This window comes from Pantoea sp. DY-15 (genome assembly GCF_019795935.1).
Lineage (GTDB): Bacteria > Pseudomonadota > Gammaproteobacteria > Enterobacterales > Enterobacteriaceae > Pantoea > Pantoea leporis.
Map to the genome: position 1 here is coordinate 406,456 of NZ_JAIMIF010000002.1, position 24,418 is coordinate 430,873.

21 protein-coding genes and 2 pseudogenes are annotated in these 24,418 nt (G+C 51.1%); 11 read left to right on the plus strand and 12 right to left on the minus strand.

Annotated features, from left to right (window positions below):
- The first annotated feature begins 94 nt into the window (after nt 1–94).
- Nucleotides 95–535 (plus strand): GNAT family N-acetyltransferase, encoded by a 441-nt coding sequence (locus tag K5Y32_RS10575; protein ID WP_222183498.1) that lies wholly within the window; start codon nt 95–97, stop codon nt 533–535.
- A 133-nt stretch (nt 536–668) separates the two neighbouring features.
- Here the strand turns inward: K5Y32_RS10575 and K5Y32_RS10580 are convergent, their stop codons facing one another.
- Nucleotides 669–1,043 carry a VOC family protein gene (locus K5Y32_RS10580; protein ID WP_154182749.1) on the minus strand — a complete coding sequence of 125 codons (375 nt, stop codon included), beginning with the start codon at nt 1,041–1,043 and terminating at the stop codon, nt 669–671.
- Nucleotides 1,044–1,396: 353 nt separating this feature from the next.
- Here K5Y32_RS10580 and K5Y32_RS10585 point away from each other — a divergent pair.
- Both K5Y32_RS10585 and K5Y32_RS10590 read left to right on the plus strand, forming a co-directional pair.
- Nucleotides 1,397–1,744: pseudogene (locus K5Y32_RS10585) on the plus strand (cupin domain-containing protein).
- Nucleotides 1,745–2,033: 289 nt separating this feature from the next.
- Nucleotides 2,034–2,249: a YdgH/BhsA/McbA-like domain containing protein gene (locus K5Y32_RS10590; RefSeq protein ID WP_008102115.1), complete on the plus strand. Its 216-nt coding sequence runs from the start codon at nt 2,034–2,036 to the stop codon at nt 2,247–2,249.
- 105 nt (nt 2,250–2,354) lie between these two features.
- Here K5Y32_RS10590 and K5Y32_RS10595 read toward each other — a convergent pair whose 3' ends face one another.
- Together K5Y32_RS10595 and K5Y32_RS10600 are read right to left on the minus strand one after the other, a co-directional pair.
- The gene (locus K5Y32_RS10595) at nt 2,355–2,711 is read right to left on the minus strand and encodes a DUF4440 domain-containing protein (protein ID WP_222183500.1); all 357 of its coding nucleotides are present in this window, start codon (nt 2,709–2,711) and stop codon (nt 2,355–2,357) included.
- A gap of 90 nt (nt 2,712–2,801) precedes the next feature.
- Nucleotides 2,802–3,272, minus strand: coding sequence for a DUF1203 domain-containing protein (locus K5Y32_RS10600; protein ID WP_222183502.1), 471 nt, complete (start codon nt 3,270–3,272; stop codon nt 2,802–2,804).
- A gap of 321 nt (nt 3,273–3,593) precedes the next feature.
- Here K5Y32_RS10600 and K5Y32_RS10605 point away from each other — a divergent pair, with 321 nt between their 5' ends.
- The gene (locus K5Y32_RS10605; protein ID WP_222183503.1) at nt 3,594–4,046 is read left to right on the plus strand and encodes a GNAT family N-acetyltransferase; all 453 of its coding nucleotides are present in this window, start codon (nt 3,594–3,596) and stop codon (nt 4,044–4,046) included.
- Nucleotides 4,047–4,288: 242 nt separating this feature from the next.
- Here K5Y32_RS10605 and K5Y32_RS10610 read toward each other — a convergent pair whose 3' ends face one another.
- Nucleotides 4,289–5,884, minus strand: coding sequence for a bifunctional aspartate transaminase/aspartate 4-decarboxylase (locus tag K5Y32_RS10610; RefSeq protein ID WP_222183505.1), 1,596 nt, complete (start codon nt 5,882–5,884; stop codon nt 4,289–4,291).
- Between the two features lie 34 nt (nt 5,885–5,918).
- Complete coding sequence (gene aspT, locus K5Y32_RS10615) at nt 5,919–7,610, minus strand: aspartate-alanine antiporter (protein WP_222183507.1); 1,692 nt, start codon at nt 7,608–7,610, stop codon at nt 5,919–5,921.
- A gap of 511 nt (nt 7,611–8,121) precedes the next feature.
- Between aspT and K5Y32_RS10620 the strand changes: the two genes are divergently transcribed.
- The gene (locus tag K5Y32_RS10620; protein ID WP_222183509.1) at nt 8,122–8,646 is read left to right on the plus strand and encodes a phenolic acid decarboxylase; all 525 of its coding nucleotides are present in this window, start codon (nt 8,122–8,124) and stop codon (nt 8,644–8,646) included.
- A gap of 228 nt (nt 8,647–8,874) precedes the next feature.
- Here K5Y32_RS10620 and K5Y32_RS10625 read toward each other — a convergent pair whose 3' ends face one another.
- Nucleotides 8,875–9,342, minus strand: coding sequence for a hypothetical protein (locus K5Y32_RS10625; RefSeq protein WP_222183511.1), 468 nt, complete (start codon nt 9,340–9,342; stop codon nt 8,875–8,877).
- 615 nt (nt 9,343–9,957) lie between these two features.
- On the opposite strand from K5Y32_RS10625, the gene K5Y32_RS10630 reads away from it, so the two are divergent.
- The 3 genes from K5Y32_RS10630 to K5Y32_RS10640 all read left to right on the plus strand — a co-directional run bounded on the left by K5Y32_RS10630 (nt 9,958) and on the right by K5Y32_RS10640 (nt 15,030).
- A complete protein-coding gene (locus K5Y32_RS10630) occupies nt 9,958–11,658 on the plus strand; it encodes an ABC-F family ATP-binding cassette domain-containing protein (protein ID WP_222183513.1) in 1,701 nt (566 codons plus the stop codon).
- Between the two features lie 262 nt (nt 11,659–11,920).
- Nucleotides 11,921–13,096 carry an efflux RND transporter periplasmic adaptor subunit gene (locus K5Y32_RS10635; protein WP_222183515.1) on the plus strand — a complete coding sequence of 392 codons (1,176 nt, stop codon included), beginning with the start codon at nt 11,921–11,923 and terminating at the stop codon, nt 13,094–13,096.
- Complete coding sequence (locus K5Y32_RS10640; protein ID WP_222183517.1) at nt 13,093–15,030, plus strand: MacB family efflux pump subunit; 1,938 nt, start codon at nt 13,093–13,095, stop codon at nt 15,028–15,030. Before K5Y32_RS10635 ends, K5Y32_RS10640 begins: the two co-directional genes overlap by 4 nt.
- 55 nt (nt 15,031–15,085) lie before the next feature.
- Here K5Y32_RS10640 and K5Y32_RS10645 read toward each other — a convergent pair whose 3' ends face one another.
- Nucleotides 15,086–15,913 carry a MurR/RpiR family transcriptional regulator gene (locus K5Y32_RS10645; protein WP_222183519.1) on the minus strand — a complete coding sequence of 276 codons (828 nt, stop codon included), beginning with the start codon at nt 15,911–15,913 and terminating at the stop codon, nt 15,086–15,088.
- 152 nt (nt 15,914–16,065) lie between these two features.
- Here K5Y32_RS10645 and K5Y32_RS10650 point away from each other — a divergent pair, with 152 nt between their 5' ends.
- Nucleotides 16,066–17,625 carry a PTS transporter subunit EIIC gene (locus K5Y32_RS10650; RefSeq protein WP_222183522.1) on the plus strand — a complete coding sequence of 520 codons (1,560 nt, stop codon included), beginning with the start codon at nt 16,066–16,068 and terminating at the stop codon, nt 17,623–17,625.
- Nucleotides 17,622–18,311: an N-acetylmannosamine-6-phosphate 2-epimerase gene (locus K5Y32_RS10655; RefSeq protein ID WP_222183524.1), complete on the plus strand. Its 690-nt coding sequence runs from the start codon at nt 17,622–17,624 to the stop codon at nt 18,309–18,311. The genes K5Y32_RS10650 and K5Y32_RS10655 overlap by 4 nt, the downstream gene beginning before the upstream one ends.
- Nucleotides 18,312–18,513: 202 nt before the next feature.
- Here K5Y32_RS10655 and K5Y32_RS10660 read toward each other — a convergent pair whose 3' ends face one another.
- The 5 genes from K5Y32_RS10660 to K5Y32_RS10680 form a co-directional block, all read right to left on the minus strand.
- Nucleotides 18,514–18,825: a cupin domain-containing protein gene (locus K5Y32_RS10660; RefSeq protein WP_110866789.1), complete on the minus strand. Its 312-nt coding sequence runs from the start codon at nt 18,823–18,825 to the stop codon at nt 18,514–18,516.
- Nucleotides 18,826–18,967: 142 nt separating this feature from the next.
- Nucleotides 18,968–19,183: a YdgH/BhsA/McbA-like domain containing protein gene (locus tag K5Y32_RS10665; protein ID WP_110866788.1), complete on the minus strand. Its 216-nt coding sequence runs from the start codon at nt 19,181–19,183 to the stop codon at nt 18,968–18,970.
- A gap of 194 nt (nt 19,184–19,377) precedes the next feature.
- The gene (locus K5Y32_RS10670) at nt 19,378–19,593 is read right to left on the minus strand and encodes a YdgH/BhsA/McbA-like domain containing protein (RefSeq protein ID WP_007890154.1); all 216 of its coding nucleotides are present in this window, start codon (nt 19,591–19,593) and stop codon (nt 19,378–19,380) included.
- Nucleotides 19,594–19,714: 121 nt separating this feature from the next.
- Nucleotides 19,715–20,608, minus strand: coding sequence for a dihydrodipicolinate synthase family protein (locus K5Y32_RS10675; RefSeq protein ID WP_222183526.1), 894 nt, complete (start codon nt 20,606–20,608; stop codon nt 19,715–19,717).
- A gap of 116 nt (nt 20,609–20,724) precedes the next feature.
- Nucleotides 20,725–21,813 carry a YncE family protein gene (locus K5Y32_RS10680; RefSeq protein WP_222183528.1) on the minus strand — a complete coding sequence of 363 codons (1,089 nt, stop codon included), beginning with the start codon at nt 21,811–21,813 and terminating at the stop codon, nt 20,725–20,727.
- 451 nt (nt 21,814–22,264) lie between these two features.
- On the opposite strand from K5Y32_RS10680, the pseudogene fhuE reads away from it, so the two are divergent.
- Nucleotides 22,265–24,418, plus strand: a pseudogene (fhuE, locus tag K5Y32_RS10685) (ferric-rhodotorulic acid/ferric-coprogen receptor FhuE).

Sequence of the window (24,418 nt, forward strand, 5' to 3'; positions counted from 1 at the left end):
AAAAGCTGACATAATTAGCCGCCTTAAATTTTATATTCCGTTGACTTTTTTACATTATTATCAAAATTATTTCGTCATACATTGAGTAAGACTAATGAGTATCTACATAAGAACAGCTCGACTTTCTAATATCGAGGGTATGTTCGACGTCAGAACATCGGTAATCGAGAACCACCTGAGCCGTGAAGAGATGCGGCAGATGGGTATTACCGAAAGCGTCCTAGGCGATATGGTTGAAAAAAGTCTTTCCGCATGGGTTGCGACAGAAAATAATAAAATCATTGGCTTCTCCATAATATTTCCGGATGAAGGCTGTCTGTTTGCGGCCTTTGTTCTGCCTGAATATGAAGGCAAAGGAATAGGTCGCAGGCTTGTTATGCTCGCCGAGCAGGAGTTATTCCAACATCATGAAATTCCCTGGTTGGAAACCGATAAGAATAGTCGCTCGGCGAAATTTTATATGCAGCTAGGTTGGGGTAATGAAACAGATCTCAATGGCACTGACATCAAATTAGAGAAATCTCGTGACGTTTAATTCACAGAATTTTCATCGATTTCCGCTCATGGCACTAAGCGGACAACTAATTTGAACACCGTCCGCTGTGAGCGACGAGCAGACCGTCAGGTTTGCCGCAAGACGGCCAGTGAACTTGCAATAGTAATTTAAATTATACCCATGCCTTATTTTGGATAACCACTCTGTATCCATCTGGGTCAACAAATGTCCTTCCGTTGATATCCCAGTAAGGATTAAATGAATTCGTCATGTTGAATCCGGCTTCTATCATCCTTGCACAGGCATCTATCCACGCATTTTCATCTGAATAATAAAGAACGAGTAAATCCTCCTCAGTTTGCAAAGGTTGAATGGGATGACTAAGGCAAAAGGTGAATTCAATGTGCCAGTCTAAGCCCTTCCGCCCTAACATCAGTCCATTGAAACCGTCATGATCATTGAATTCAGCTATTTTGTGTAAATCCAGTCCCTGACTGTACATCAGAAAAGATCGTTCAAGATTGGAGACGGGTTTGGCAATACGCATATGAGTAAACAATTGGATGTTCTCCGCTGAAGCTTTTTTCTTGAGCGTTAAAATTCAGCTCAAGTTTACACATGATCATATTTTCAATTTATCCAGGAGAGCTTACAAAATGTCGTTATTGACGCGAAGCGACCTGTGCGCTGCACGGTCTGCAATGAGCGAAGGACGGACGTTACGGTCCTGCCTGGATACTGCTATACCATTTCATTCATGACGGCCAGATAGGTTGAATGATGCAGTTCGGGACTTAAAGGAATTAACAAAAAGCATAACCTATTGTGAAGCTAAAGAATCTCTCGGTATAACCTTCTTAAGGTATAGAGAGACGCACACAGGTATAGAGGAGAAGGATAATGATTTCAAAGGATAATGCAGAGCATTATGTCTGGGGCGACGATTGCGACGGTTGGTATCTGTTAAACCGCCCGGACATGCTGGTTATTCATGAACAAATGCCGCCGGGCACTTTTGAAAAAAGACTCTTTCACTCCGTTTCAAGGCAGTTTTTCTTTGTTATTACTGGCATTCTTTCCATGGAGTTGGAAGGTGAAATTCATAATATTAAGGCTCTGTAGGGCCTGGAAATCCCACCGGGTTCAAAGCATCAAGCCAGAAATGACACTGGGTCTCCCGTAGAGTTTATTGTAATTTCGCATCCGACAACACGAGGGGATCGTTCTGACCTTCCTTCACCCTACTGACAGCTCGCGAGTATTTGCCAGTCCGCTACTGGCACGAAGCGGTTATCTGACAGACCTGAAGGTCCACTGTGAGCGAATAGCGGACGTCAAAATGATAGCTACAGGGATGTTCTCCACATCAAACATAATAACCCAGCGCCGAACCCCTCATCGAGTAAACCTATTGCCGCAATAGTTAGCATAATCACAATATCGGCACTTATTGTTAATTTACTAATAGTAACCTTGGTTATCATTAACTCATCGAAAGCAAACTTGCTTTCAACCATAAAAACCAAGGATAAAGACCATGAAAACCATCAAAGCTATGTCTATCGCCGCCGTTGCCGCTCTTTCACTCATGTCAGCCGCCAGCTTCGCGCAGAGCGTTACCGCAACGTCCCTGACTATGGACGGTGCCGAGGCCAAAATCGCCGCGCAAGCCCAGCAGCAGGGCGCGCAGTACAAAATCATTGAGGCCAGCAACGGCAACGTCGTTCATATGACCGCTGAGCTGTACAAATAACGGATGGTCGCAAAAGGAAGTGCCAGGAAAGGTCGCCCACGGGCGGCCTTTTTTGTATCTGAACCGTTATAGAGGCAAATTGAACAGAACTTCTCAGCAGCGAACCTAAGCAGTGCCTTTAGCTGGCGTTCCCTGGTGAAAAACCAGAGTCCAGTGTCCTTTATCCGAAAACAGCCAGCAGGAAGAACGCAATGCAGGACGACTGCCGTCTGCATAAGACGTCCGGTAGTGAAGCATGGCGCAGCCTCCCCCCATTTCGGTGAGTCGGAAATGACTGCTGATAATAGGCGATGCAGTTTTCTCGTTTAATAGCGACGTAATCGTCTCTGAACGATCAACCATCACGCCTGAACGTGTGATTTCCAGAAATTCAGGGTGGAGAAGCCGCTCAAGCCACTCCCGATCTTTTCGCCTGTCATCGTGAAGGCTGCATTCCAGCAACCTGAGCTTTTCCAGAAGCATTCTGCTTGTCCTCAAGTGATCCTACCGGATGATCTCTTCTAACATAAAAGTGCTTCACTGAACCGCTGTAGGCTCTTCTATTTTGTAATTTCATTCAAAACGCTCAGCCAAACATGCGTAGCATCCCTGTTTCGTATTGTGTATCTGGATATAGCTAATCTGCGGGTCGGCAAAGAAAATCTCTATGAAATTTTCTACAGCTTGGCCCTCGCAAATATCTGCCTTTATTAGAAAGTGCTTTTTGTTATATGCTCGTAATGAAAGGACTCTGCCATTCATAACTTCAGGTAATTCGTTGATATAAATTCCTTGCTCGGTACATCCCTCCCAAATATATATTGCATGAGAGCCGCGATAGGGTGTATCTGCTGGCTGATAAATGTGGTTGATAAGCAGAGCGGTTTCGCCAACAGGTATATCGCATAATGAGATCCTGTCGGGATAACCGGGGTATCTAGTGACAATTTGTCTTACTGCTCCGTATCTTCTCAGATAGCCATCACTACGCCCAAAAAGATGAGTAAACTTCTCGGCTCTAAGGCCAAAAATTCTATATTTCATGATGCCTCCAGTAGTATCAGCATCACCTTAGTGGTTTTTCTATGAAGAAACTCGCTGTTTCCGGTCAGGGAAATATTGGTTATTGGCGAGTATGTAATTTTCGCATAATGGCCGCTCCCCATTGCTTAACACAGATTGTTATTAGCTACTTCAGCTCCTGACACGAAGCGGACGCGCATGCCACGTCTACTATGAGCGAAGAGCGGACATTGCATCCCCGATAAAGTCAGGGATCAGTGTTGTCCCATTATCTGTTCTGAAATGGTGATTTTTCATACAGCATACTTTATTCTGGTTAAACTCCCTTTGCAGGATCTAACCATGATAACCGTAGAGAAATCAGATCCATTTTCTTCAGAATCCCATCGCTTAATCGAAATGCTGTCAGCTGAACTTGCCGCTATTACTGGCGATAATGGCAAAACCAACTTCACCGTTGAAGCTATGAACAATGACAAAGCATTATGGGTATTGGCAAAAAATGCATATGGCGATGCGATAGGATGCGGTGCAATCCGCCCATTAACACAAAACATAGCCGAGCTTAAAAGAATGTTTTCAGACCGAAGCGAGCCAGGAGTAGGTCGTGCTTTACTCACTTTTCTGGAAACTTCCGCAAAACAAATGGGATATCGTGAACTAAAGCTGGAAACACGATATATCAATCATCGGGCCATCAGTTTTTACGAGAGAAATGGATACATCCAAATTGAGAATTATGGCCCATACGTAGGTAGAGAAGAGGCTATCTGCTTCTCAAAGGTATTGTGCTGATTATATTTATCAGACCTCACTTCCGCTTCTGGCACAGGGCTGCTGTTGCAGCCCTCATGAATTAGACTTCATTCGATTCAGATATCTCAAGGGCATCATCGACTTCAATGCCAAGGTCACAAATAAGGGCTGCAATGCAACCCTTTGAAAGTGAAATTTTAGGTTTAAGTTTCTGCTTTATCTGAAAAATTACAGTGTATTTTCATCCCTGAAAACAAAAGCGCCTTAACTTAATTAACTATTTATTTTCTCTTCGCTCCGGAACGGTATTTTTCATAATATTGCTCCATCAATTTTCTTAATGACTTACCGATGGCGGCGTACTCATATTCATTTAAGTTAGCCAGAGATATGCGCCCCGCGGGCTTCAGACTGCCGAATCCGGTTCCCGGAAGCATGACTATTCCCGTCTCTTCGGCAATTCGGAACAGGATATCGGTCGGATTGAGCGTTTTATTCACCCAATCAGCGAACTCGTCACCATAAACTTGTCGGGATATCGCTTCGAGATCCAGCAACGTATAGTAATCCACGGCTTCTTCTGTATCGATATGCGTTATACCCAGCTCACGATACAGCACAGCCTGACGGCGACGAATAATTTCTGACACCGCCGCCTTGTATCCATTCTCCCCATCCATAAGGGCAAAAAGACTGAACAACACCATCTGCACCTGTTGCGGGGTGGATAAACCGGCGGTGTGATTCAGTGCTACGCTTCTGCTGTCAGCTACCACCCTGTCAAGAAAGCGCAATCCGGGTACATCCGGAGTCAGTGAACCGTAGCGCTGGTTAAGGCGCTCTTTTTCTACATCACTGATTTTATCTAGTTTCTCATCAAGGACATTGAGCTGATGAGTCGCGATTACACCCAGGCGCCAGCCCGTTGCTCCAAAATATTTAGAAAAGGAATATACCAGTATCGTGTTCTGCGGACAGGTGGCGAACAGTGATTTGAAGTCGTTGGCGAAAGTTCCATATACATCATCGGTAATAATAATGAGATCTGGACGCTGCTCAACAATGCTGACCATTTTCTCGAGCGTACGCTCATCCATTTTGACTGAAGCAGGGTTGCTCGGATTAACACAGAAAAAGATTTTTATCGCAGGATCCAGCAACTTATTCAGCTCTTCATCGGGATACTGCCAGTTATCATCCGGGGACGCATTAATCATTACGCTTTCCAGACGGTAGTCTTCCAGCTGCGGAATTTCGATGTACGGGGTAAATATTGGTGCTCCCATTGCCACTTTATCACCGGCAGTGACCAGGCCATTCGTACGCAGCGTGTTAAAGAGGTAGGTCATGGCGGCTGTGCCCCCTTCAACTGCGAACAGGTCGACATCTTCAGCTGAAATCAGGCCACCGATCATCTCTTTAACGATATATTCACGCGTGATTTTTTCACTGAGAGCCAGCATTCGCGGCGGAACCGGATAATTAGAACCGAGAATGCCTTCCACCATTTCATGTAAAAAATCCGAAGCGGAAAGTCCTAACTGGTCCCGTACATAGCTTACTGCTCGTGATAAAAAAGCCACGCCCGGCTGCTCATGGCCACGTGCCAGGAATGCATCAAAACGCGCCTCGATCCCCTCAATGTGCGGTAACCCTCCAATCCCATGCGGCAGGTAAGAGTAAGAACGCTCCGCCTCTTCGGTAGCAAACAATCCAAGGCGCCAGAAAGCACGGCGTGGCAAGGTGGCAAGAAAGTTGGGATTTCCTCTGCCGGCATTCAGCATCAGGCGGTCGGGTTTGCCCGAAGCTAACTTAATCAGGGCGTCTTTAAGTTCGAAGGGACTAAGTGATGCATATTGTTCGTAAGGATTTGACATAGAAAACATCTCCAGATGATGAAGCATTTAAACGTCATACCAGGGCGACGATCAGCGGGCCCAGCAGGGTAAGAAACACATTTGCCAGACCGTAGGTCACAGCAAATGGCGCAGTCGGAATGGCATTACCAGCTTTATCAAGAATTTCGCCAAAAGCAGGATTGGCGCTGCGGGTACCAGACAACGCACCGGCAAATATCGCCGTATTGTCATAGCGCAGCAGGTAGCGGCCGATCAATAAGGTGATCATCAGGGGGACAACAGTAACCACAATGCCGATCAGGAAAATAGAAATACCGTTGTTCCTGACGGTCTCTACGGCCTGCAGGCCAGACTGTAAACCAACCACGGCAACGAATCCTGCCAGGCCCAGATCGCGAAGCAGGCCAGAGGCTGGCAAAGGCATATTTCCTGTCAGGGGCTTCCGCGCTTGATACCATCCAAACAGCAAGCCAGAAAGCAATGCACCGCCGCCACTGCCGAGCGTCAAAGGAACAGAACCGATGCGAAGTACCAGTAATCCCAGCAGCAGACCAAACGCAAGGCCAAAACCGTGGAACATCAAATCCGTTTTTGGGCTTTTTAGCAGCACCGGTCCCGCCAGCGCCACCGCACGCTGGATATCCTGCTCGCTGCCATAGAGCGTCACAACATCATTGCGTTCAACTACGGAGTCATCTTTGAAAGGCAGCACTGTCTCACCGCGCTTAAGCGCAGTCACATAGATACCGTGACGCACATCGCCCGAAATTTGGTTACGCAGTTCAGCCACCCGCTTGCCCGTCAGCGCGGGATTGGTCAGTAAGACTTCGGATGTCTTCATGGTCATTTCCGGCCCATCCTCCGCATTCAGCTCTTTTCCAAGGGAGGGTGCGAGGGCCACAATACCTTTGCGGCGGCCTACAAGGAGCAGCACGTCGTTATCATTAAGCGGCATGTCAGGCGTAACGGCGATGACTTTATCGCCGCGTTTAATGCGTTCAACGGTAACCGGGAAAAGTGGATTAGCTAACGCTTCAATCTGAGCAACGCTTCTGCCTGCTGCCGGTCCTACCAGAAACACCCTTCCTACCAGTTCAGGTAAAGCAGGCATCTGACCTGGCGCCAGTATGATTGCGCCATGCATCAGTTCCTGTTCAGCTTTTATTGCGTCTTCACGAATAGAGCGCCCCATAATTTTGGGAAGAATGTTAACGCAGATAATGATGGCACCCAGGGAGCCGAAGATGTATGTCACCGCATATCCCACCGCGACATTCCCCTGCATCTGCTGGAGCTGTGCTGGATCAAGATTCAGTTTTGCGATGGCGGCACTGGCAGTACCGATAATCGCTGACTGGGTTAACGCACCAGCGGCGATGCCGGCCGCAATTCCCTTGTCCAGCGCAAATATTTTTGCCATCACGACAAGAGTGGCTAAGGAAGATACAACCAGAACCAACGCAAGGGCGATCTCACGCAATGTCCGCCGGCCCAGAGAGGAGAAAAATTTGGGGCCACTTTCGAAGCCCACAGCGTAAATAAAAACGGCAAATAGAACGTTTTTAATGCCGCTGTCGATGGTGATACCAACCTGGCTTATCAGCACGGCAATGAGCAATGCTCCGGCGACGCCACCAAGCTGGAAAGCGCCCAGTTTAAATTTACCGATCCACGTGCCTACAGCGAGAGAAAGAAAAAGCGCCAGCTCCGGTGATAATCGAAAAACTTCATGAATCAAATCCATAGAAATATATCCCGCAGAGAAAATTCTTAGGGCTCAGGCATATTTTTCTGCCTGAAGAGTGATTATTCAGTTAGAAGAAACGTCAGCGTTTGATGCTTATCTCAGGGTAGCTTTATAATTTACTTTCGCAAATTTAAACCCTAAGAATCAGGTTTAAGGTAGTGCAAAACACTGATAAATAGTCTAATTTTAATCGTTACATTGTGAAGGCGAACCGGCAATTTATTACATACGGTTAACCTTTTTATTCATTTTGCGACTGAGTCAAACTATTTAGCATTATAAAATGGTTAATCATTATGGAAAATTCATGCAAAGTGGCTATATTATCCCTAAGCAAATGACCTGTATCTGTCATCTAAGTGCTAATATTATGTAAATAATTGATATGCAAATGCTTGCGCATTGTTTCATAAAATGCTCACCACGTGACGCTACAGTATTTAGATTACGCGGGTGCAGCAAGTAACACTCCACACTTCGCCACTCTATCGGAAAATATGAGGTCGTTATGTCAAGTGAAACAGTTAATGATATATCAAAAGACTTATCCGCCTTTGTAGGGACGCATTTTGTCTATACCTATGATAATGGATGGAAATATGAATGGTATGCGCGTAATGACAATACGTGTGATTACAGGATTCATCAGGGGTTGGTAGGTGGTCGTTGGGTGACAAATCAAAAAATGAATGCCGTGCAGTTCGCACCTGGCATTTATAAAGTCGACTGGCACGAGCCGACAGGAACCTGTGTGAGCCTGTTATTTGATATTGAAAGAAAGATCATTCATGGCACCATCTTCTTTCCTCAGTGGATTGCAGGTGAAAATCAACATCCTGAAAAAACAATTTGTTATCAAAACGAGTTTATTGAGGATATGCATCGCTTCCGCGATGAAGGACCGGCATATCCCTATGTTGTGATACCCGAATTTGCCAGGGTCACGTATATGAAAAATGAAGGGCCTGATAATGATGCTGTTATTAATATGCCCCCAGGTCAACTTCCGGATGATTTCTTCGATGGGAAGTAATTAATTTCCGCGCCAGGGAAGGTGCCTGTACAGAAAAAATTGCAAAACGCAGCTTGTAATTTTCATATTGTAGCAGTCAATGGTGACAATATTTTAAGAGGATTTTTTATTTTTGCTTTTAATGGTTCTTCTGCTGTTTATAAATTACCATGCGCCAATATTGTTATCTGCTCATGGAACAAAAGGATAGCTGGGAAGGCACCGTCCGCTAAGAGCGAGAAGCTGAAGTTAAACTGATGGTGAATTTCGAGTCGATTTTAATTCCCGAACAACAGAATGCGGTAAGCAACGTCCAGATACTATGGATGAGTAATCTCGGTCAGTATCATCAGTTATCTTACAGGTGCATTGAAAAGGTTCGCCTGAGTTGGTGTCTTCGTACAATTTTGCATGTTTCGCATTAACGTTAAAGTCGATCATAATGACCGCGTTGCTTACCCAGAGGCTAGGTAATTTCTGTTTAAATAAAAGGTTTTTGAGCATTTCAGCGTAGCGGTGAACCGTGTAGATTTGCAAATTAGATGCAGGGTTGGTCATAGGAAAGGTGAGAGGAAAAGTTACTGAAGTAAGGCCGTTATCAAGAGCGTACGATCTAATCTGTCCTATTGACCAGTATCCATTAAAGTCGTTGTTTCTGCTAACAAAACTCTCATTAATACTATTAGCTATACCTTTTAATTCACTACGACGTGCCATAAGTTACTTCCTGATACTGCCCATAATCATTTTGAGCAACTTTAACGTTCATTAACATGAGGGCACAACCTCTAAGGCTTCCTTATGAGCTTAGGAGGATTATCAGCAATTACCACTGGCGATTAATTAAGTCCGCTCTTGGCACAAAGCGGCCTTCCACACTTTCTTTTGGTCTGCCATCTAATAAGAAAACCCAAGCTTAAAAGGCAGAATATTTTTCGACCAGTTTTGCTGGAGTTTTTGCAGAAGAACTCTGAAGGAGATTTTCACCGACGAGGCTCATTATCGATGCCAGCACCCTACCCGGCACGTCATAGCGATCGCTGCCACATCTCTGGCATTTATCACTGGAAAGTGCCGCTTTTCGCCACTATTATCAGCTTACTTATTCACCCACTGATAACTAAGGAGGATTACTATGCTGCTGTGTGAATTGTTTCTTTACTCACACTTCTATAGTAATTGGCCGCGTTCAGGCATTTCCGCACTCGTGCTGCGATAATCCGTCCTGAGCGAAGTTTACTGAAAATCTAATCCCTTCCTCCGGCTTACCGGGTTGTCGTCAGCGATTTCTGATGTCGGGCCTTTTTGCGCCTGCAACTTATGAGTAAGCACATGAGCACATTATTATCCGCCCACGCTGTCGGCTTCGATAATGCCTTCGGCACGCTGTTTCACGATATTCATTTCAGCCTGAAAAAAGGCGATCGCATCGGTTTGCTGGGTGATAACGGCACCGGTAAAAGCACCTTATTGAAAATTCTCAGTGGTGAACTGGAAGCCAGCCACGGCAGCGTTACGCCGGCTAATCACTGTTTACTGGCGCGCATCGAGCAGCATCTGCCAACAGAACTGCATAATGATTCGCTGTTGGATGGCGTAATGGCGCGCCTGCCGGAACAAGCCGATCGCTGGCGCGCCGAAGCGCTGCTGGGTAGCTTGGGTTTCTCGGCTGATCAACAAACGCAAACCGCCGCGACCTTAAGTGGTGGCCAGCATATGCGCCTGCTGCTGGCGCGCGCGCTGATCCTGCAACCTGATCTGCTGCTGCTCGATGAACCCAGCAACCACCTCGATTTGCCAACGCTGTTATGGCTGGAGAATTTCCTTAACGGCTGGAGCGGCAGCTTCGTTCTGGTTTCCCATGACAGCACTTTGCTCGATCGGGTTACCAACTGCAGCTGGATTCTGCGCGATCGCGGTCTGCAATTCTTCCGTCTGCCCTGCAGCGCGGCGCGTCTGGCGCTGGATGAGCAGGATGAAGCGGATGCGCAGCGCTATCAGGCTGAGCAGAAGGAGATCGAGCGCGTCGAGAAGAGCGCCAAACGACTGGCGATTTGGGGTCGCACCTACGATAACGAAGGTTTATCGCGCAAGGCGCAGCAGATGGAGAAGCGTGCCGGCTGGTTGAAAGAGGCACAAACCACGCTGAGCGAAGGATCGCTGTGGCAGCTGCAACTGCAAGGTGAAGCGCTGGATGCCGATCGCGTAATGGCATTGCCGGAGATGTCGATTCATCCAGCCGATGACGCGCCTGCACTGTTTTCATTGCCGACGCTGCAGGTGAAAAGTGGCGATCGCGTGGCGATTGTTGGCCGCAACGGTTGCGGTAAGTCGTCGCTACTGCGGCACTTATGGCGTGAATATCAACAAGCCGATAGTGCGCTGTTTCATCCCCGCGTGCGGCTCGGTTATTACGATCAAAGTCTGCATCAGCTGCACGATACGGAAACGCTAAGTGACGCGCTGGCGCATTTTGCGCCGCTCAGCGATGAGCAGCGCAAGATGGCGCTGATCGGTGCGGGTTTTCCGTATCTGCGTCATCAGCAGCTGATTGGATCACTCAGCGGCGGCGAGCGCTCGCGCTTATTGTTTGTCGGGCTGACGCTGGCGCGCTATTCGCTGCTATTGCTTGATGAACCTACCAACCATCTGGATATGGTAGGTAAAGAGGAGCTGGCGGAGGCGCTGAATCAGTTCGAGGGCGCGGTGTTGCTGGTGTCGCACGATCGTCAGTTAATCGCCAACAGCTGCAATCGTTTCTGGCTGATAGAGGACCAGCAACTCAGCCAGTGGCACGATTTTGACGCGGTGACCGAGCGCCTGCGTGCTGAGCAGGTGATATCCATGTCTGAGGTTGTTGCACCTGCGGCGACGGAAAACGCGTTGGACGAAGATGCTTTATTGCTGGCGTTGCTGGAGGTGGAAAGCAAGCTGGATGAGGATCTGGCGCGCAAGCCGAAGCATCAGAAACCGGCGTTGCAGGCGCAGTGGCGTGAGGAGATCGCGAAGCTGAAAACCCAGCTCGATCTATAGTGAAACGGTCGCCATAAATGGCGACCCTACCGCGCGTTTCGTAAGGTGGTCAATCATGACCACCTATTTTCCGGTGGCCATTCATGGCCACCCTACGCCCAAACAGTGACTCAGATACGCAGTAAACGACTCAGCCGCCATTTCAAATCGGAAAAATTTAATCATTTTTCAACCAGCGCGCATTACCCAGATAAATCCGGCGAATTTTCTCCAGTTTGTTCCCTTTAGTGATTATGATTCTCACTTCATAAAAGGGACGCTTATGCTCAATATCTCAAAAAAGTGGCTACTCGCCACGCTCGCTGCTGTCATTCTCCTGCTGTTGATCTGGCATTTCGCCGGTTCACGCCATAAACCTAACGCGGTGGTCACCGCCGAAGTGCGTCAGGGAAATATCGAAAACGTGATTGCTGCCACCGGCAAAATGGATGCGGTTGAACGCGTCAACGTCGGTGCGCAGGTTTCTGGTCAGGTGAAAAAGCTCTATATCAAAGCCGGCGATAGCGTCAGCAAAGGCCAGCTAATCGCCGAAATTGACGATCAACCACAGCGCAGCGATTTGCGTAACGCGCAGGCGGCGCTGAGCGTGGCGCAGGCCGATCTGGAAACCCGCGAAGCCGCGCTGGTGCGACAGCAAGCGCAATATCAGCGCTTGCAGCAGATGATTAAAACCAATGCGATCTCGCGTCAGGATTTTGATACCGCCGAACAAGACTGGCGCAGTGCACGCGCCGAGCTAACCGCGCAAAAAGCGCGCGTGATTCAGGCGCAGATTGAGGTGGATAAGAAGCAGCTCGATCTCGGCTATACCCGCATCATGGCGCCAATGGACGGCACGGTCATCGCCATCGTCACTAAGCAAGGTCAAACGGTGAATGCGGTACAAACCGCGCCGACCATCGCTAAGCTGGCGCAGCTCGGCACCATGACGATTAAAGTGCAGATCTCCGAAGCCGACATCAACAACGTGCAGCCCGGCCAGCAAGCGTGGTTCACCACCTTCTCCAATCCAGACAAGCGCTACAACGCGACTCTGCGCAGCCTCGAACTGGCACCGGAATCGGTGATGAAAGATGACGCGCTGATGGGCAATAGCGAAAGCACACCGAGCAGCAGCAGCAACGCCGCGGTCTATTACAACGCGCTGCTGGATGTGCCAAACCCCGACAACGCGCTGCGCATCTCCATGACGGCGCAGGTCAATCTGCTGCGTGATTCCGCCAAAGAGGCATTGCTGGTGCCGGTGCAGGCGACGAAGAAAGATGCGGATGGCAAAACCTACGTGGAAATCCCCGATCAGGATAATCAGCCGGTGAAACGCATCATCACCACTGGCATCACTGACAGCGTTGATATTCAGGTACTGAGCGGATTAAAAGTCGGCGAGAAAGTGATCCTTGCCACGCAGACGGCGGGCGCCGACAAGGTGGTGATGTGAATATCATCGAACTGAAAAACATTCAGCGCAGCTATGTTAACGGTTCGCAATCTCTGCATGTGCTGAAAGACATAAATCTGAGTATCGCCAGCGGTGAACTGGTGGCGATTATCGGGCCGTCCGGTTCGGGTAAATCGACGCTGCTGAATATTCTCGGCTGCCTTGATGCGCCGGATAGCGGCGACTATTTCATTAGTGGCCAGAACACCGCCACGCTGTCGCCGGATGCATTGGCGAAAGTGCGCCGCGAGCATATCGGCTTTATCTTCCAGCGTTATCATCTGATGCCGGATCTCAGCGCCTTGAGCAACGTCGAGATTCCGTCGATCTACGCCAATCTGCAGGGCAAAGCGCGGCTGCAGCGCGCGGCGGATCTGCTGGCGCGTTTAGGTTTGCAGGGCCGCGAGCATCACAAGCCGGGCGAGCTGTCCGGCGGCCAGCAGCAGCGCGTCAGTATTGCGCGCGCGCTGATTAACGGTGCCGAAATCATTCTTGCCGATGAACCGACCGGCGCGCTGGATTCGCACTCCGGCGAAGAGGTGCTGCGCATCCTGCACGATCTCAATCGCGAAGGTCACACGGTGATCATCGTGACGCACGACATGAAAGTGGCGCAGCACGCCGATCGCATCATTGAGATTCAGGACGGCGAGATTTTTGCCGATAGCGGCCGCAAACAGGATGCAACGCGCGCGCAATATGCACCCGCCGCGCGTAAAAGTCAGAGCAAGCTGCGCGGGTTTCTCGATCGCTTACGTGAATCATTGCGCATGGCGCTGAATGCGATGAACGCGCATCGACTGCGCACTGCGCTGACCATGACCGGGATTATTTTTGGCATCGCGGCGGTGGTCACGGTGGTGGCGCTCGGCCAGGGCGCGCGGCAAAAAACGCTAGAGAGTATTTCCGGGCTCGGCACCAACGTGGTGTCGATCTATGCCGGCGGTGATTTCGTCGAGGATGAAGCGCATCCGGTATTGACGCTGGTGATGGCGGATGCCGACGTGATTGGGCGTCAGCAGTTTGTCGCGGCGGTCAGCCCGGAGATGATCGCCAATCAGCCGATTCGCTATCTCTCCAACGCCTCCAAAACCTCGGTGTACGGCGTCGGTAAGGAGTATTTCCAGATTCAGGGCATTAAATTGCTTGAAGGCAGCAACTTCAGCGATGAACGTCACGCGCGTCAGGAGATCATTATCGATACCAACACGCGCAACAAACTGTTTGGCGAACACGGGGAAAGCCCAATTGGCAAGATGGTCGTGCTGGGTTCGGTGCCGGTGCGCGTGATTGGCGTGGCGGATAATAACGATGGCTTGTCGCCCAATCGCCTCAGCGTGTGGCTGCCGTGGAGCACCGTGATGTACCGCATCAGCGGGCAAACCGCGCTAACCAGCATCAGCATTAAGCTGAAGGACGATGTGGTGAGCGGCCCGGCGGTGGAATCGCTGACGCAACTGCTAACCGCGCGTCACGGCAGCAAAGATTTCCTGGTGTTCAACCGCGACAAATACCGCAAAGCGATTGAAGATGCTGCCGCGACATTAACGCTGTTGATTCTGCTGGTCGCCTCGATTGCGCTGATGATTGGCAGCATCGGCGTGATGAATATCATGCTGGTCTCGGTAACGGAGCGTACCCATGAAATCGGCGTGCGCATGGCGGTGGGCGCGCGGCGCGGCGACATCATGCAGCAGTTTATGATCGAAGCAGTTTTGGTCTGTCTGGTGGGCGGATCGCTCGGCGTCGCGCTAGCGCTAATGATTGGACCGATTATCAGCCTGCTGGCGGGCGGCATGATCACGGCGATCTTCTCGTGGCAGTCCGCGGGCGCGGCCTTTGCCTGCTCCACCATCATCGGCATGATTTTTGGTTACTTGCCCGCGCGCAAAGCAGCACGCATGGATCCGGTAGCGGCACTAGCTAGCGAATAATATTTTTTCTCCGTAGGGTCGCCATTCATGGCGACCTCCCCCCATCCCACTCAAATCACATCAACATCGGCAAGGTCGCCGTTGCCGTTTGCTGGCTCGCCGCCAGATAACTGGCATCATGCGTCATTAACTCGTTAATCAACACTTCCACCAGCAGCATCGCGCCCACTTTACCGCTCAGCGCGCCAGCGTTGAACGGGCCTTCCGGCCGCGCAGCCACCAGCAGCATATCGGCTAAGCTGCCCATCGGGCTGCGCAGCGTGTTACTCAGCATCAGCACGCGCGCGTTTTGCTTCTTCGCCAGCTTCACTACGTGCATTACATCTTTAGTCGAGCCGGAAGCGGAGATGGCGATCACCAAATCGCCCTCTCTGAGCGTCGAGGCATTCATCGCCGCGCGATGCATATCACCAAACAGCTGCGCCGATTTACCCAGGCGCAACAGGCGATAGTGCAAATATTCACCGGTAATCGCGCTGGCCGCCACGCCGTAGATCTGGATAGTTTTAGCCTGATGCAGCGCTTCCACCGCGCTCTGAAGTATCTCGCGGTTAATGAATTTCCCGGTATCGCGCAGCGCCTGCACCGTTTCCTCCACCAGCATGTCGATGCTGTCACCGCTAGCGACGGCGGCGGGCTGATTGTGTTGCACATCCAGCGCCAGCGCCATTTTGAATTCGGTATAGCCTTTGCAGCCGAGATGACGACACAGCCGCGTCACGCTTGCTTCGCTGGTGTCGGTCTCGCGCGCTAATTCAGTGATGGTGAGATACAGCACTTTCTGCGGGTCGGTGAGGATGAAATCGCCCAGCTTTTGCAGCGTCGGACTGTAGCCCGGCAAGCCCTGGCGCAGGTGCAGCAAGATGTTTTCGTTGTCCGTCATGGCGGCCTCTTCTTCACGACATTAATGGCGCACAGTGTGCAGCAGATTAGGGCATAAGTGAAAGCTATCACAATAATGATGGAAATTTTCATCTTATGAATTAGATTGTGATAATAATTTTTACCACAAAATCACTTCAGGGATAAAAATTTATGTCATCACTGTTCAGCGGTGCCTCTTCAGGGGGTTGGTTTGAAAAAGCCCAGCGGTTTGGTAAGTCGTTCATGTTACCGATCGCCGTGCTACCGGCGGCCGGTTTGCTGCTGGGCATTGGCGGCGCACTCTCCAATCCCAACACCGTCAAAGCCTATCCATTCCTCGATGTCGCCTGGCTGCAAGGCATGTTCACCATCATGGCGAGCGCCGGATCGGTGGTGTTCGCCAACCTCGCGGTGCTATTTGCGGTTGGCGTAGCGGTAGGATTGGCCAAAAGCGACAAAGGCACCGCCGGATTGGCCTCGCTGCTGGCTTATCTGGTAATGAACGCCACCATCAATGCGCTGCTGACGCTGACCGGCGTGCTGGCGCAGGGCAACCTTAGCGCGGTGGGACAAGGCATGGCGCTCGGCATTCAGACGCTGGAAACCGGCGTATTTGGTGGCGTGGTGATCGGGCTGGTGACGGCCATGCTGCATAATCGCTACAACAAAATCGCCCTGCCGCAGTTCCTTGGCTTCTTTGGTGGCTCGCGCTTCGTGCCGATTATCAGCTCCTTCGTCGCCATTGTGGTGGGCGCGGCGATGACCATCGTCTGGCCGCATTTCCAGAAGCTGATTTTTGGCATGGGCGGATTGGTGGATGCCACCGGCTATTTCGGCACCTTTATTTACGGCTTCGTGCTGCGCATGCTCGGCCCGTTCGGCCTGCATCACATCTTCTATTTGCCGTTCTGGACCACCGCACTCGGCGGCAGCGAAGTGATCAACGGACATCTGGTGGAAGGCACGCAGCGCATCTTCTTCGCCCAGCTTGCCGATCCCCACACGCAACAATTCTACATTGGCACCGCGCGCTATATGTCCGGGCGCTTCATCACCATGATGTTTGGCCTGATCGGCGCGTGTCTGGCGATGTACCACACTGCTAAGCCGGAAAACCGTCAACGCGTGGCCGGATTGCTGATGTCGGCGGCGCTGACTTCTTTCCTTACCGGCATCACCGAACCGATTGAGTTCTCGTTCCTGTTTGTCGCGCCGGTGCTGTATGTCATCCACGCGCTGTTTGATGGGCTGGCGTTTATGATCGCCCACATCCTGCACATCACCATCGGCCAAACCTTCTCGGGCGGCCTGATTGATTTCATTCTGTTCGGCGTATTGCAGGGCGAAGCGAAAACCCATTGGTGGTATGTCCCGCTGATAGGCGCGCCGTGGTTCCTGCTCTATTACTTTACTTTCCGCTTGCTGATCACCCGCTTCAATTTCAAAACGCCGGGGCGCGAAGACGTCAGCGTTGAAACTGTGCCTATGGTCGCCGGAGAACGTCCACTGCAGGTGATCGCGGCTTTAGGCGGCAAGCAGAACATCGCCGAACTGGATTGCTGCGCCACCCGTCTGCGCATCACGCTGATCGACAGCAGCAAACTCGATGAAAACGCATTGAAAGCTACCGGCGCACGCGCCGTGATCCAACGTGGCAAAGGCGTGCAGGTGATTTATGGCCCACACGTCACCATAATCAAAAATGAAGTAGAGGAGTTACTCGCGCTATGAAAGCACCGATGCTGGCCCAGATTCAGGGAAAACTGGTGGTCTCGTGTCAGGCTCTGGAAGATGAGCCGTTACACAGCCCGTTTATTATGTCGCGCATGGCGTTAGCGGCGATGGAAGGCGGAGCGGCGGCGATTCGCGCCAACAGCCTGATCGACGTGCAGCAGATTATGCAAACCGTGGATTTGCCGATTATCGCCATTATTAAGCGGGACTATCCCGGCAGCGATGTGTATATCACCGCGACGCTGCGGGAAGTGGATGAGTTGATGGTGGCGAATCCGGCGATGATTGCGCTGGATGCCACGTTACACACACGTCCCGGCGATTTGCAGTTGCCGGCGTTGGTGGCAGCGATTCGCCAACGCTATCCGCAACTGTTGCTGATGGCGGACATCGCCACGGTGGAAGAAGCGCGTCAGGCGTCGCAGTTAGGTTTCGATTGTGTCGGCACCACGCTGCACGGCTACACCGCAGAAACGCAAGGCTGCTATTTGGCCGCCGATGATTGCCGCTTCTTGCGTGACGTATTGGCTGCGGTAAAGGTGCCGGTGATTGCCGAGGGGAATGTTGAAACGCCGGAAATGGCGGCGCATTGTCTGGCGCTGGGCGCGCATGCGGTGGTGGTCGGCGGCGCGATTACGCGTCCACAGCAGATAACGCGCCGCTTTGTGAATGCCATCAATTAATTTTTGAGGTGCCCATTAGGCACCTCGCCTAAGGTTATCCACAATCCCCGTGCGTAGAGTCGCCGTTAACCTGTGGATAAAACTCGCCTCGCACCACACCGCGCCCGATGCGCGCAGGCGGTTACTTTTCGCACGATTGTGAATCTCAAACACGCTAAAACACTTGATGCGTTAGCGTGTTTAGGTGAGTCAGTATCCGGCGTTAAACCGAATCTTCTTTTTCGATCACTAATACGCGCGCTTCGCCTTGCGGGTGCGCAACATGCTCGGTGCCGATGCTGGCGTAAAAAATGTCGCCGCTATTCAGCAGCACTTTCTTGACCTCGCCCGCTTCGCGGTAATGCATTTCTACCGCACCATCCAGCACTGCAAACACTTCTTCGCCATCATTGATGTGCCACTTGTAAGGTTGATTGGTCCAGTGCAGACGCACGCTGGTGCCGGCGAAGTTGGCGATGTCTAACGCTTCCCAGGCTATGGCAGGAGAGAAGTTTTTGCTGACGTAGGTTTTCATGCGATATCCGTGTGGGGGAGAACTGCGTTGATGATACACACAGCCCGGGCGTGCGGCGGGACATGCGTAGGCCATTTACGGACATTCAGATACAACAAAGCCGCCCGAAGGCGGCCTTAACACAACTGCTTGTGCAAATAACTTATTTGTATAACTCGGCAGTCATGTGTACGCGGTTGTTAGTGTTGGCTTCAGTAATTTTGTACTGAGCGCCCTGCTCTTGTGCCTGCGCAGCGATTTTCGCCTCTGCACCATCCAGAGTAGAAGACTCAACAGATATACTCTGTGCAAAGCTAGCAGCAGACATCATTGAAAGAGCAGCAACAGCGGCGATAGACAGTGTTTTGATAGTTTTCATGGTCATAATCCTTAGTGGTTTAACGAGAAGGCTGTGTGCCTTCGATGAGAATAATAATAACTCAGGTTATCGTTTCAATATTAACCATTAGTGCGATCACGATAACTTACGTAACTATACAGTTTCTGCGTTATATCGACAAAAAAGGCCGCCCGTGGGCGACCTGTTCTGGCACATCCGTATGCAACCATCCGTTATTTGTAAAGTTCTGCGGTCATATGTACGACGTTACCGTTGCTCGCTTCAAGAATTTTGTATTGCTCACCATTCTGTTTTGCCTGTGCAGCGATTTTGGCTTCAGCGCCATCCAGAGTCAGCGAAGTGGCTGAAACGGTTTGTGCGAAGCTGGCAGCAGACATCAGAGAAAGAGCGGCAGCAGCGGCGATAGTCAGAGTTTTGATAGTTTTCATGGTTGTATTCCTTTGGTTGTTTGATTTGAAGGCTGTGCGCCTTCGATGGAAACAATGATAACCATTGAAACTATTATCATATTAACTATTAGTGCGATCACAGTTAATCAACTCATTATCACTACGCCAGATCGAGCTCTGTAATGACCCTTTTGACTTCTGCCACATCCGCCGCCGACAGCGAACGTAACGGGCGCGGCAGGGAATCGATCTCTACAAGGCCCAGCGCGCTGGCCGCTGCAGAGATAACGCGGATACTGCCGCCATGTTGGGTAAACAGCGCCCAAAGTGGTTCCAGCCGCTGCGACTGTTCAGCCACCGATGCAAAATCCCCTGCCATCGCAGCATCCGTTAGCGCTTTAGCGGTGCGCGGGAACAGTCCGCCGCACACGGAATACCACACTTCACAACCGGCGTTTAGGCCCACTGCGGCAAAGGCATCACCGCTGACACCAATAGTGACGTCTTCTGGCAATTGAGCGCGCAAAGCGCTGACCCGTTGCGTAGCTGCGGTGATATCGGCAGGCACGCCGGGAATTTTTATCGAGGCGATATGCGGCAGCGTGGCAATACGCGCATGCAGCGCATCGGAGAACACAAAGTGGCTGGTGCCTGGATTGTCATAAATACACACCGGCAGCGAAACGTGGCGCGTGACATCCTGATACAGGCCAAACACCTCGTCATCGTTAAGCTTCTGATAGGAAACCGCAGGCAGCAGCAATGCGCTGGCACCGGCCTGTTGCGCATCCTCGGCAAGTCGTAGCACTTCATCGGTGCTCACCGCGCCAATGCTGACCATAACCGGAATCGCCTCCGCATGCTGCACCGCCAGCGTCGTGATGCGCTTGCGCTGTTCGCGCGTGAAATAGGCGTAGCTACCGGTGGATCCCAGCACGCCAAGCGAATCCACTTTTGCTTCAGTGAGCCTCACGAGGAGAGTGAGAAAAGCGTGCTCGTCGATACCAGAAGCATTCAGCGGGGTCAGGGGAAACGCACTCAATCCTTTAAACATAGCCAGCGCCTTATTCATTATTAACAGAGGAAAACAGCTTAACCTGCACTGTTATAAGCCATCAGAAACAAAAATGCCCTCTTACGAGGGCATGGATTATCGCTACAGGTCGGGGATTATTTCAGTGCGATGCGCGTAATCTGATCCTGGCCTTTGGTTGAGGAGTCTTTATTGAACTCCGCTTTCAACGTGACATACAGCGTGTTGTTGTCCGGGCCAATCAGCAGGCTGTTTGGATTGTTATCAAACGACCAGCTGTTTTTCACTGCGTAAGTGGTGGCATCCAGCTGCAGCACTTTCTTCGATTCGCGCTGGCTGATGTAGATCTCATTACGCTTAGCGTTGAATTTAATCGCTAGCGCATCACCTTCAATACGCTTGATCACTTTACCTGTGCGCTCATCAAACACCAGCGTGGCTTTGCCTTTCGAATCATCGGTTACGAACAGGCGGCCGGTAGCCGGATCTTCCGCCATGTTCAGGAACAGATACTCTTTACCGTCGCCGGCGGTCCAGCGCTTCTCAATTTTGTGGGTGCGTGGATTGATCACCAGAATCTCGCCCGCGCCGTTGGTTGCGTAAATGCGCTCAGTCAGCGGGGAATAGATGATGCCGGTTACCCATTTGCCTGCATTCTTGATGGTGGCTTTCAGCTTGAAGGTTTTCTCATCAACCACCGAGATGTAACCCGGATCGGCTACGCGACCGACATACAGCTCGTTGCCGTGCCACAGCACTTCACGCGCGCCCGCCGGATAACCTTCTTTATCTTTCTTACCTGGGAAGACTAAACGTTCCAGCACTTTGCCGCTCTGCGCATCCACTTTAGAGATAGCGCCATCCAGCGAGTTGGTGGTGTAGAACACGTTGCCCGCTTCATCGATCGCCGTACCAAAGTTTTTCAAATCGGTATGCGTAACGCCTTTGGTTTCCAGTGTGGTTGGGTCGAGACGATAAATTACACCACCGTTAACGTCTTTAAAGCTCTGCGCGCTGGCAACGTATAACGCTTTCGCAGCAGGCGAATACGCCATTTCATACAGGCCATCGCCCAGCGTGCGCTGGGTCAAAGAAGTATCAACTGGCTTGGCAGCGGCGGCTGGCGCTTCGGCTTTTTTCGCCGGAGCCTGGCAAGCGGTCAGGCTGAATGCAGCGACGATCGCTGCCGCTACGGCGGCTTTGCGCGGGCTAAATAACGATTTCATGCTCAACTCCATCAATGGATGAACGGCTCCGTTACGCGCATACGCGTACGGAAAATACAAGAAGAATGAGAATCATACGCATTAGCATGAACTTAGCAACTTTCTCGACGATCTTGCTTACGTTGCCGAAAATCGATTCCAGCAAGCCGCGCACCTTTCTTTACTAAAAACGTCCAAATATCGCCTTAAAAATAGGAAAACGTTAGCAATTAACAGGTTAATTTAAATTGTAACCATATGATTAATATCTAAATTACATATTATTACAATTACAGTTGCAACCTTCCGCAGATTCTTTAAAGCAAATGATTATCATTGGCTTTCTCAATAAATAAGCAGTGGCGCTTTGCGTGCCTTCTCTTCTGCCCTTTTGGGCGAATGAGTTACACCGTAAACGATAAAAAACGAAGCAAAACAGCTTCCTATAACACGCGTTTCAACAGGAAATTTTATGTCTGGCATCAGGAAAACCTCTAACGTCTCACTGCTGGCGGTGACGATCCATGCCCTGCTTACGCCAAGCCTGGCGCAGGCAGCGAGCGATTCGCAGCAGGATTTGGTGGTCGATGCATCCGCAAGAGGCGACAGCGATAACAATGAAAAGCAGGACTACGCGGTAAAAACCACGTGAGCGGGCACTAAGCTGTTGCTGACGCCACGCGATGTACCGCAGTCGATGAGCGTGGTAACGCAACAGCGCATGCAGGATCAGAACCTGCAATCGGTGAACGATGTGCTGACCAACGCCACCGGCATCTCGACCAATCTGATCGACAGCGAGCGCTCGGAATATTATTCGCGCGGCTTTAAAGTCACCAACTTCTCGTTCGATGGCATCCCGACCTCGGTTAATGACGCCTGGAACTACGGAGATGCCGCTTCTGATACCGCCATTTACGAGCGTATAGAGATCGTACGCGGCGCCACCGGATTGATGACCGGTGCGGGCAGCCCGTCAGCCTCGATCAACATGGTACGTAAACACGCCGACAGTAAAACCTTTACCGGTACGGTCAGCGCCAGCTACGGTAGCTGGAACAAACAGCGTTATGTTGCGGATCTCTCAGCACCGCTAAACCAGGATGGCAGCCTGCGCGGACGCGTGGTAACCGGTTACAGCGATGAAGACAGCTGGCTCGATCGCTACCACAAAACCAAAAAATTCCTCTACGGCGTGATTGATGCCGACATCACTGAGCACACCACGCTGTCGCTGGGCTACGACTACGAAGATGCTAACACCGGCAATCCAACGTGGGGCGGCTTGCCGATGTTCTACAGCAACAACGCCACCACGCATTACGAGCGCAGCCTCAACACCGCCGCCAACTGGGCGCGCTACAACACCAATTCGCGCAAAATATTCGCCGACATCGATCATAACTTCGATAACGGCTGGAACATCCACGTCAACGGCACGCACGCCGAGAACACCTTCAACGATAAGCTGCTGTATGTGATGGGCAGCGCCGATCAGGACAGCGGCGAAGGCACCACCGGCTACGGCAGCATGGATCGCGGTAAACGTCAGATGGATTCGTTCGACGGCTACGCCAGCGGTCCGTTTGAGCTGTTAGGTCGTCAGCATCAGTTAATGGCGGGCGTGAGCTACAGCCGCCAGCACAACGCCACTTATAGCCAGGATGGCGTTACCGATCTGGAAAACTACAACATCGCCTCAAACGATATGGGCATTTTCAATAACAGCTGGAACGGCAACATTGCCGAGCCGCAGTGGCAAGGTTGGTATCAGAATGCCGACGATACCATTCGCCAGAAATCGGCTTATACCGCCGCACGCTTCTCGCTGGCCGATCCGCTGTCGCTGATTATTGGTGCGCGTTACACGCAGTGGAGCACCAACGGCAGCAGCGGTGATATGACGAACAATAACACCACGCCGTACGCTGGTTTGGTGTACGACATCAACGATACCTGGTCGGCGTACGGCAGCTATACCTCGATCTTCCTGCCGCAAACCGATCGTGACATCAACGGTAAATACCTGTCGCCGGTAACCGGCAAAAGCTATGAAACCGGTCTGAAGTCCGCCTGGTATGATGGTCGATTAACGGCGACGGTGGCGGTATTCCGTATTGAGCAGGACAACGTGGGTCAGGCGATTAATGGCGTCTACCTGAGCGGCAACGAACAGGCTTATGCGCCCGCCAAAGGTGCGGTCAGTAAAGGTGCGGAGTTTGAGCTGAATGGCGCGCTAACGGATAATCTGCAGCTGACGTTCGGTGCCACACGCTACGTGGCGCGGGATAAAGAGGGACGTTTCAACAGCTATCAGCCGCAAACTTCCTTCAAGCTGTTTAGCCGTTATCAGCTGCCGATGTTGCCGGATCTCACGGTTGGCGGCGGCATCAACTGGCAGAACCGCGTGTTTGAAGATGCCACCAATGCCAGCGGCGATAGCGTGCGTGTTTATCAGGGCAGTATTCCGCTGGCTTCGCTGTTTGCGCGCTATCAGGTGACTAAGCAGGTGGCGGTGCAGGCGAACGTCGATAACCTGTTTGATCGCGAATATTACAGCTACATGAACAGCTACGTTTATGGCGCACCGCGCAGTGTTTCGATGAGCGTTTCGTATCAGTTTTAA

Coding starts and splice junctions, on each gene's coding strand:
- K5Y32_RS10575 (WP_222183498.1), top strand. CDS start 95: ATGAGTATCTACATAAGAACAGCTCGACTTTCTAATATCGAGGGTATG.
- K5Y32_RS10580 (WP_154182749.1), bottom strand. CDS start 1,043: ATGCGTATTGCCAAACCCGTCTCCAATCTTGAACGATCTTTTCTGATG.
- K5Y32_RS10590 (WP_008102115.1), top strand. CDS start 2,034: ATGAAAACCATCAAAGCTATGTCTATCGCCGCCGTTGCCGCTCTTTCA.
- K5Y32_RS10595 (WP_222183500.1), bottom strand. CDS start 2,711: ATGCTTCTGGAAAAGCTCAGGTTGCTGGAATGCAGCCTTCACGATGAC.
- K5Y32_RS10600 (WP_222183502.1), bottom strand. CDS start 3,272: ATGAAATATAGAATTTTTGGCCTTAGAGCCGAGAAGTTTACTCATCTT.
- K5Y32_RS10605 (WP_222183503.1), top strand. CDS start 3,594: ATGATAACCGTAGAGAAATCAGATCCATTTTCTTCAGAATCCCATCGC.
- K5Y32_RS10610 (WP_222183505.1), bottom strand. CDS start 5,884: ATGTCAAATCCTTACGAACAATATGCATCACTTAGTCCCTTCGAACTT.
- aspT (WP_222183507.1), bottom strand. CDS start 7,610: ATGGATTTGATTCATGAAGTTTTTCGATTATCACCGGAGCTGGCGCTT.
- K5Y32_RS10620 (WP_222183509.1), top strand. CDS start 8,122: ATGTCAAGTGAAACAGTTAATGATATATCAAAAGACTTATCCGCCTTT.
- K5Y32_RS10625 (WP_222183511.1), bottom strand. CDS start 9,342: ATGGCACGTCGTAGTGAATTAAAAGGTATAGCTAATAGTATTAATGAG.
- K5Y32_RS10630 (WP_222183513.1), top strand. CDS start 9,958: ATGAGCACATTATTATCCGCCCACGCTGTCGGCTTCGATAATGCCTTC.
- K5Y32_RS10635 (WP_222183515.1), top strand. CDS start 11,921: ATGCTCAATATCTCAAAAAAGTGGCTACTCGCCACGCTCGCTGCTGTC.
- K5Y32_RS10645 (WP_222183519.1), bottom strand. CDS start 15,913: ATGACGGACAACGAAAACATCTTGCTGCACCTGCGCCAGGGCTTGCCG.
- K5Y32_RS10650 (WP_222183522.1), top strand. CDS start 16,066: ATGTCATCACTGTTCAGCGGTGCCTCTTCAGGGGGTTGGTTTGAAAAA.
- K5Y32_RS10655 (WP_222183524.1), top strand. CDS start 17,622: ATGAAAGCACCGATGCTGGCCCAGATTCAGGGAAAACTGGTGGTCTCG.
- K5Y32_RS10660 (WP_110866789.1), bottom strand. CDS start 18,825: ATGAAAACCTACGTCAGCAAAAACTTCTCTCCTGCCATAGCCTGGGAA.
- K5Y32_RS10665 (WP_110866788.1), bottom strand. CDS start 19,183: ATGAAAACTATCAAAACACTGTCTATCGCCGCTGTTGCTGCTCTTTCA.
- K5Y32_RS10670 (WP_007890154.1), bottom strand. CDS start 19,593: ATGAAAACTATCAAAACTCTGACTATCGCCGCTGCTGCCGCTCTTTCT.
- K5Y32_RS10675 (WP_222183526.1), bottom strand. CDS start 20,608: ATGTTTAAAGGATTGAGTGCGTTTCCCCTGACCCCGCTGAATGCTTCT.
- K5Y32_RS10680 (WP_222183528.1), bottom strand. CDS start 21,813: ATGAAATCGTTATTTAGCCCGCGCAAAGCCGCCGTAGCGGCAGCGATC.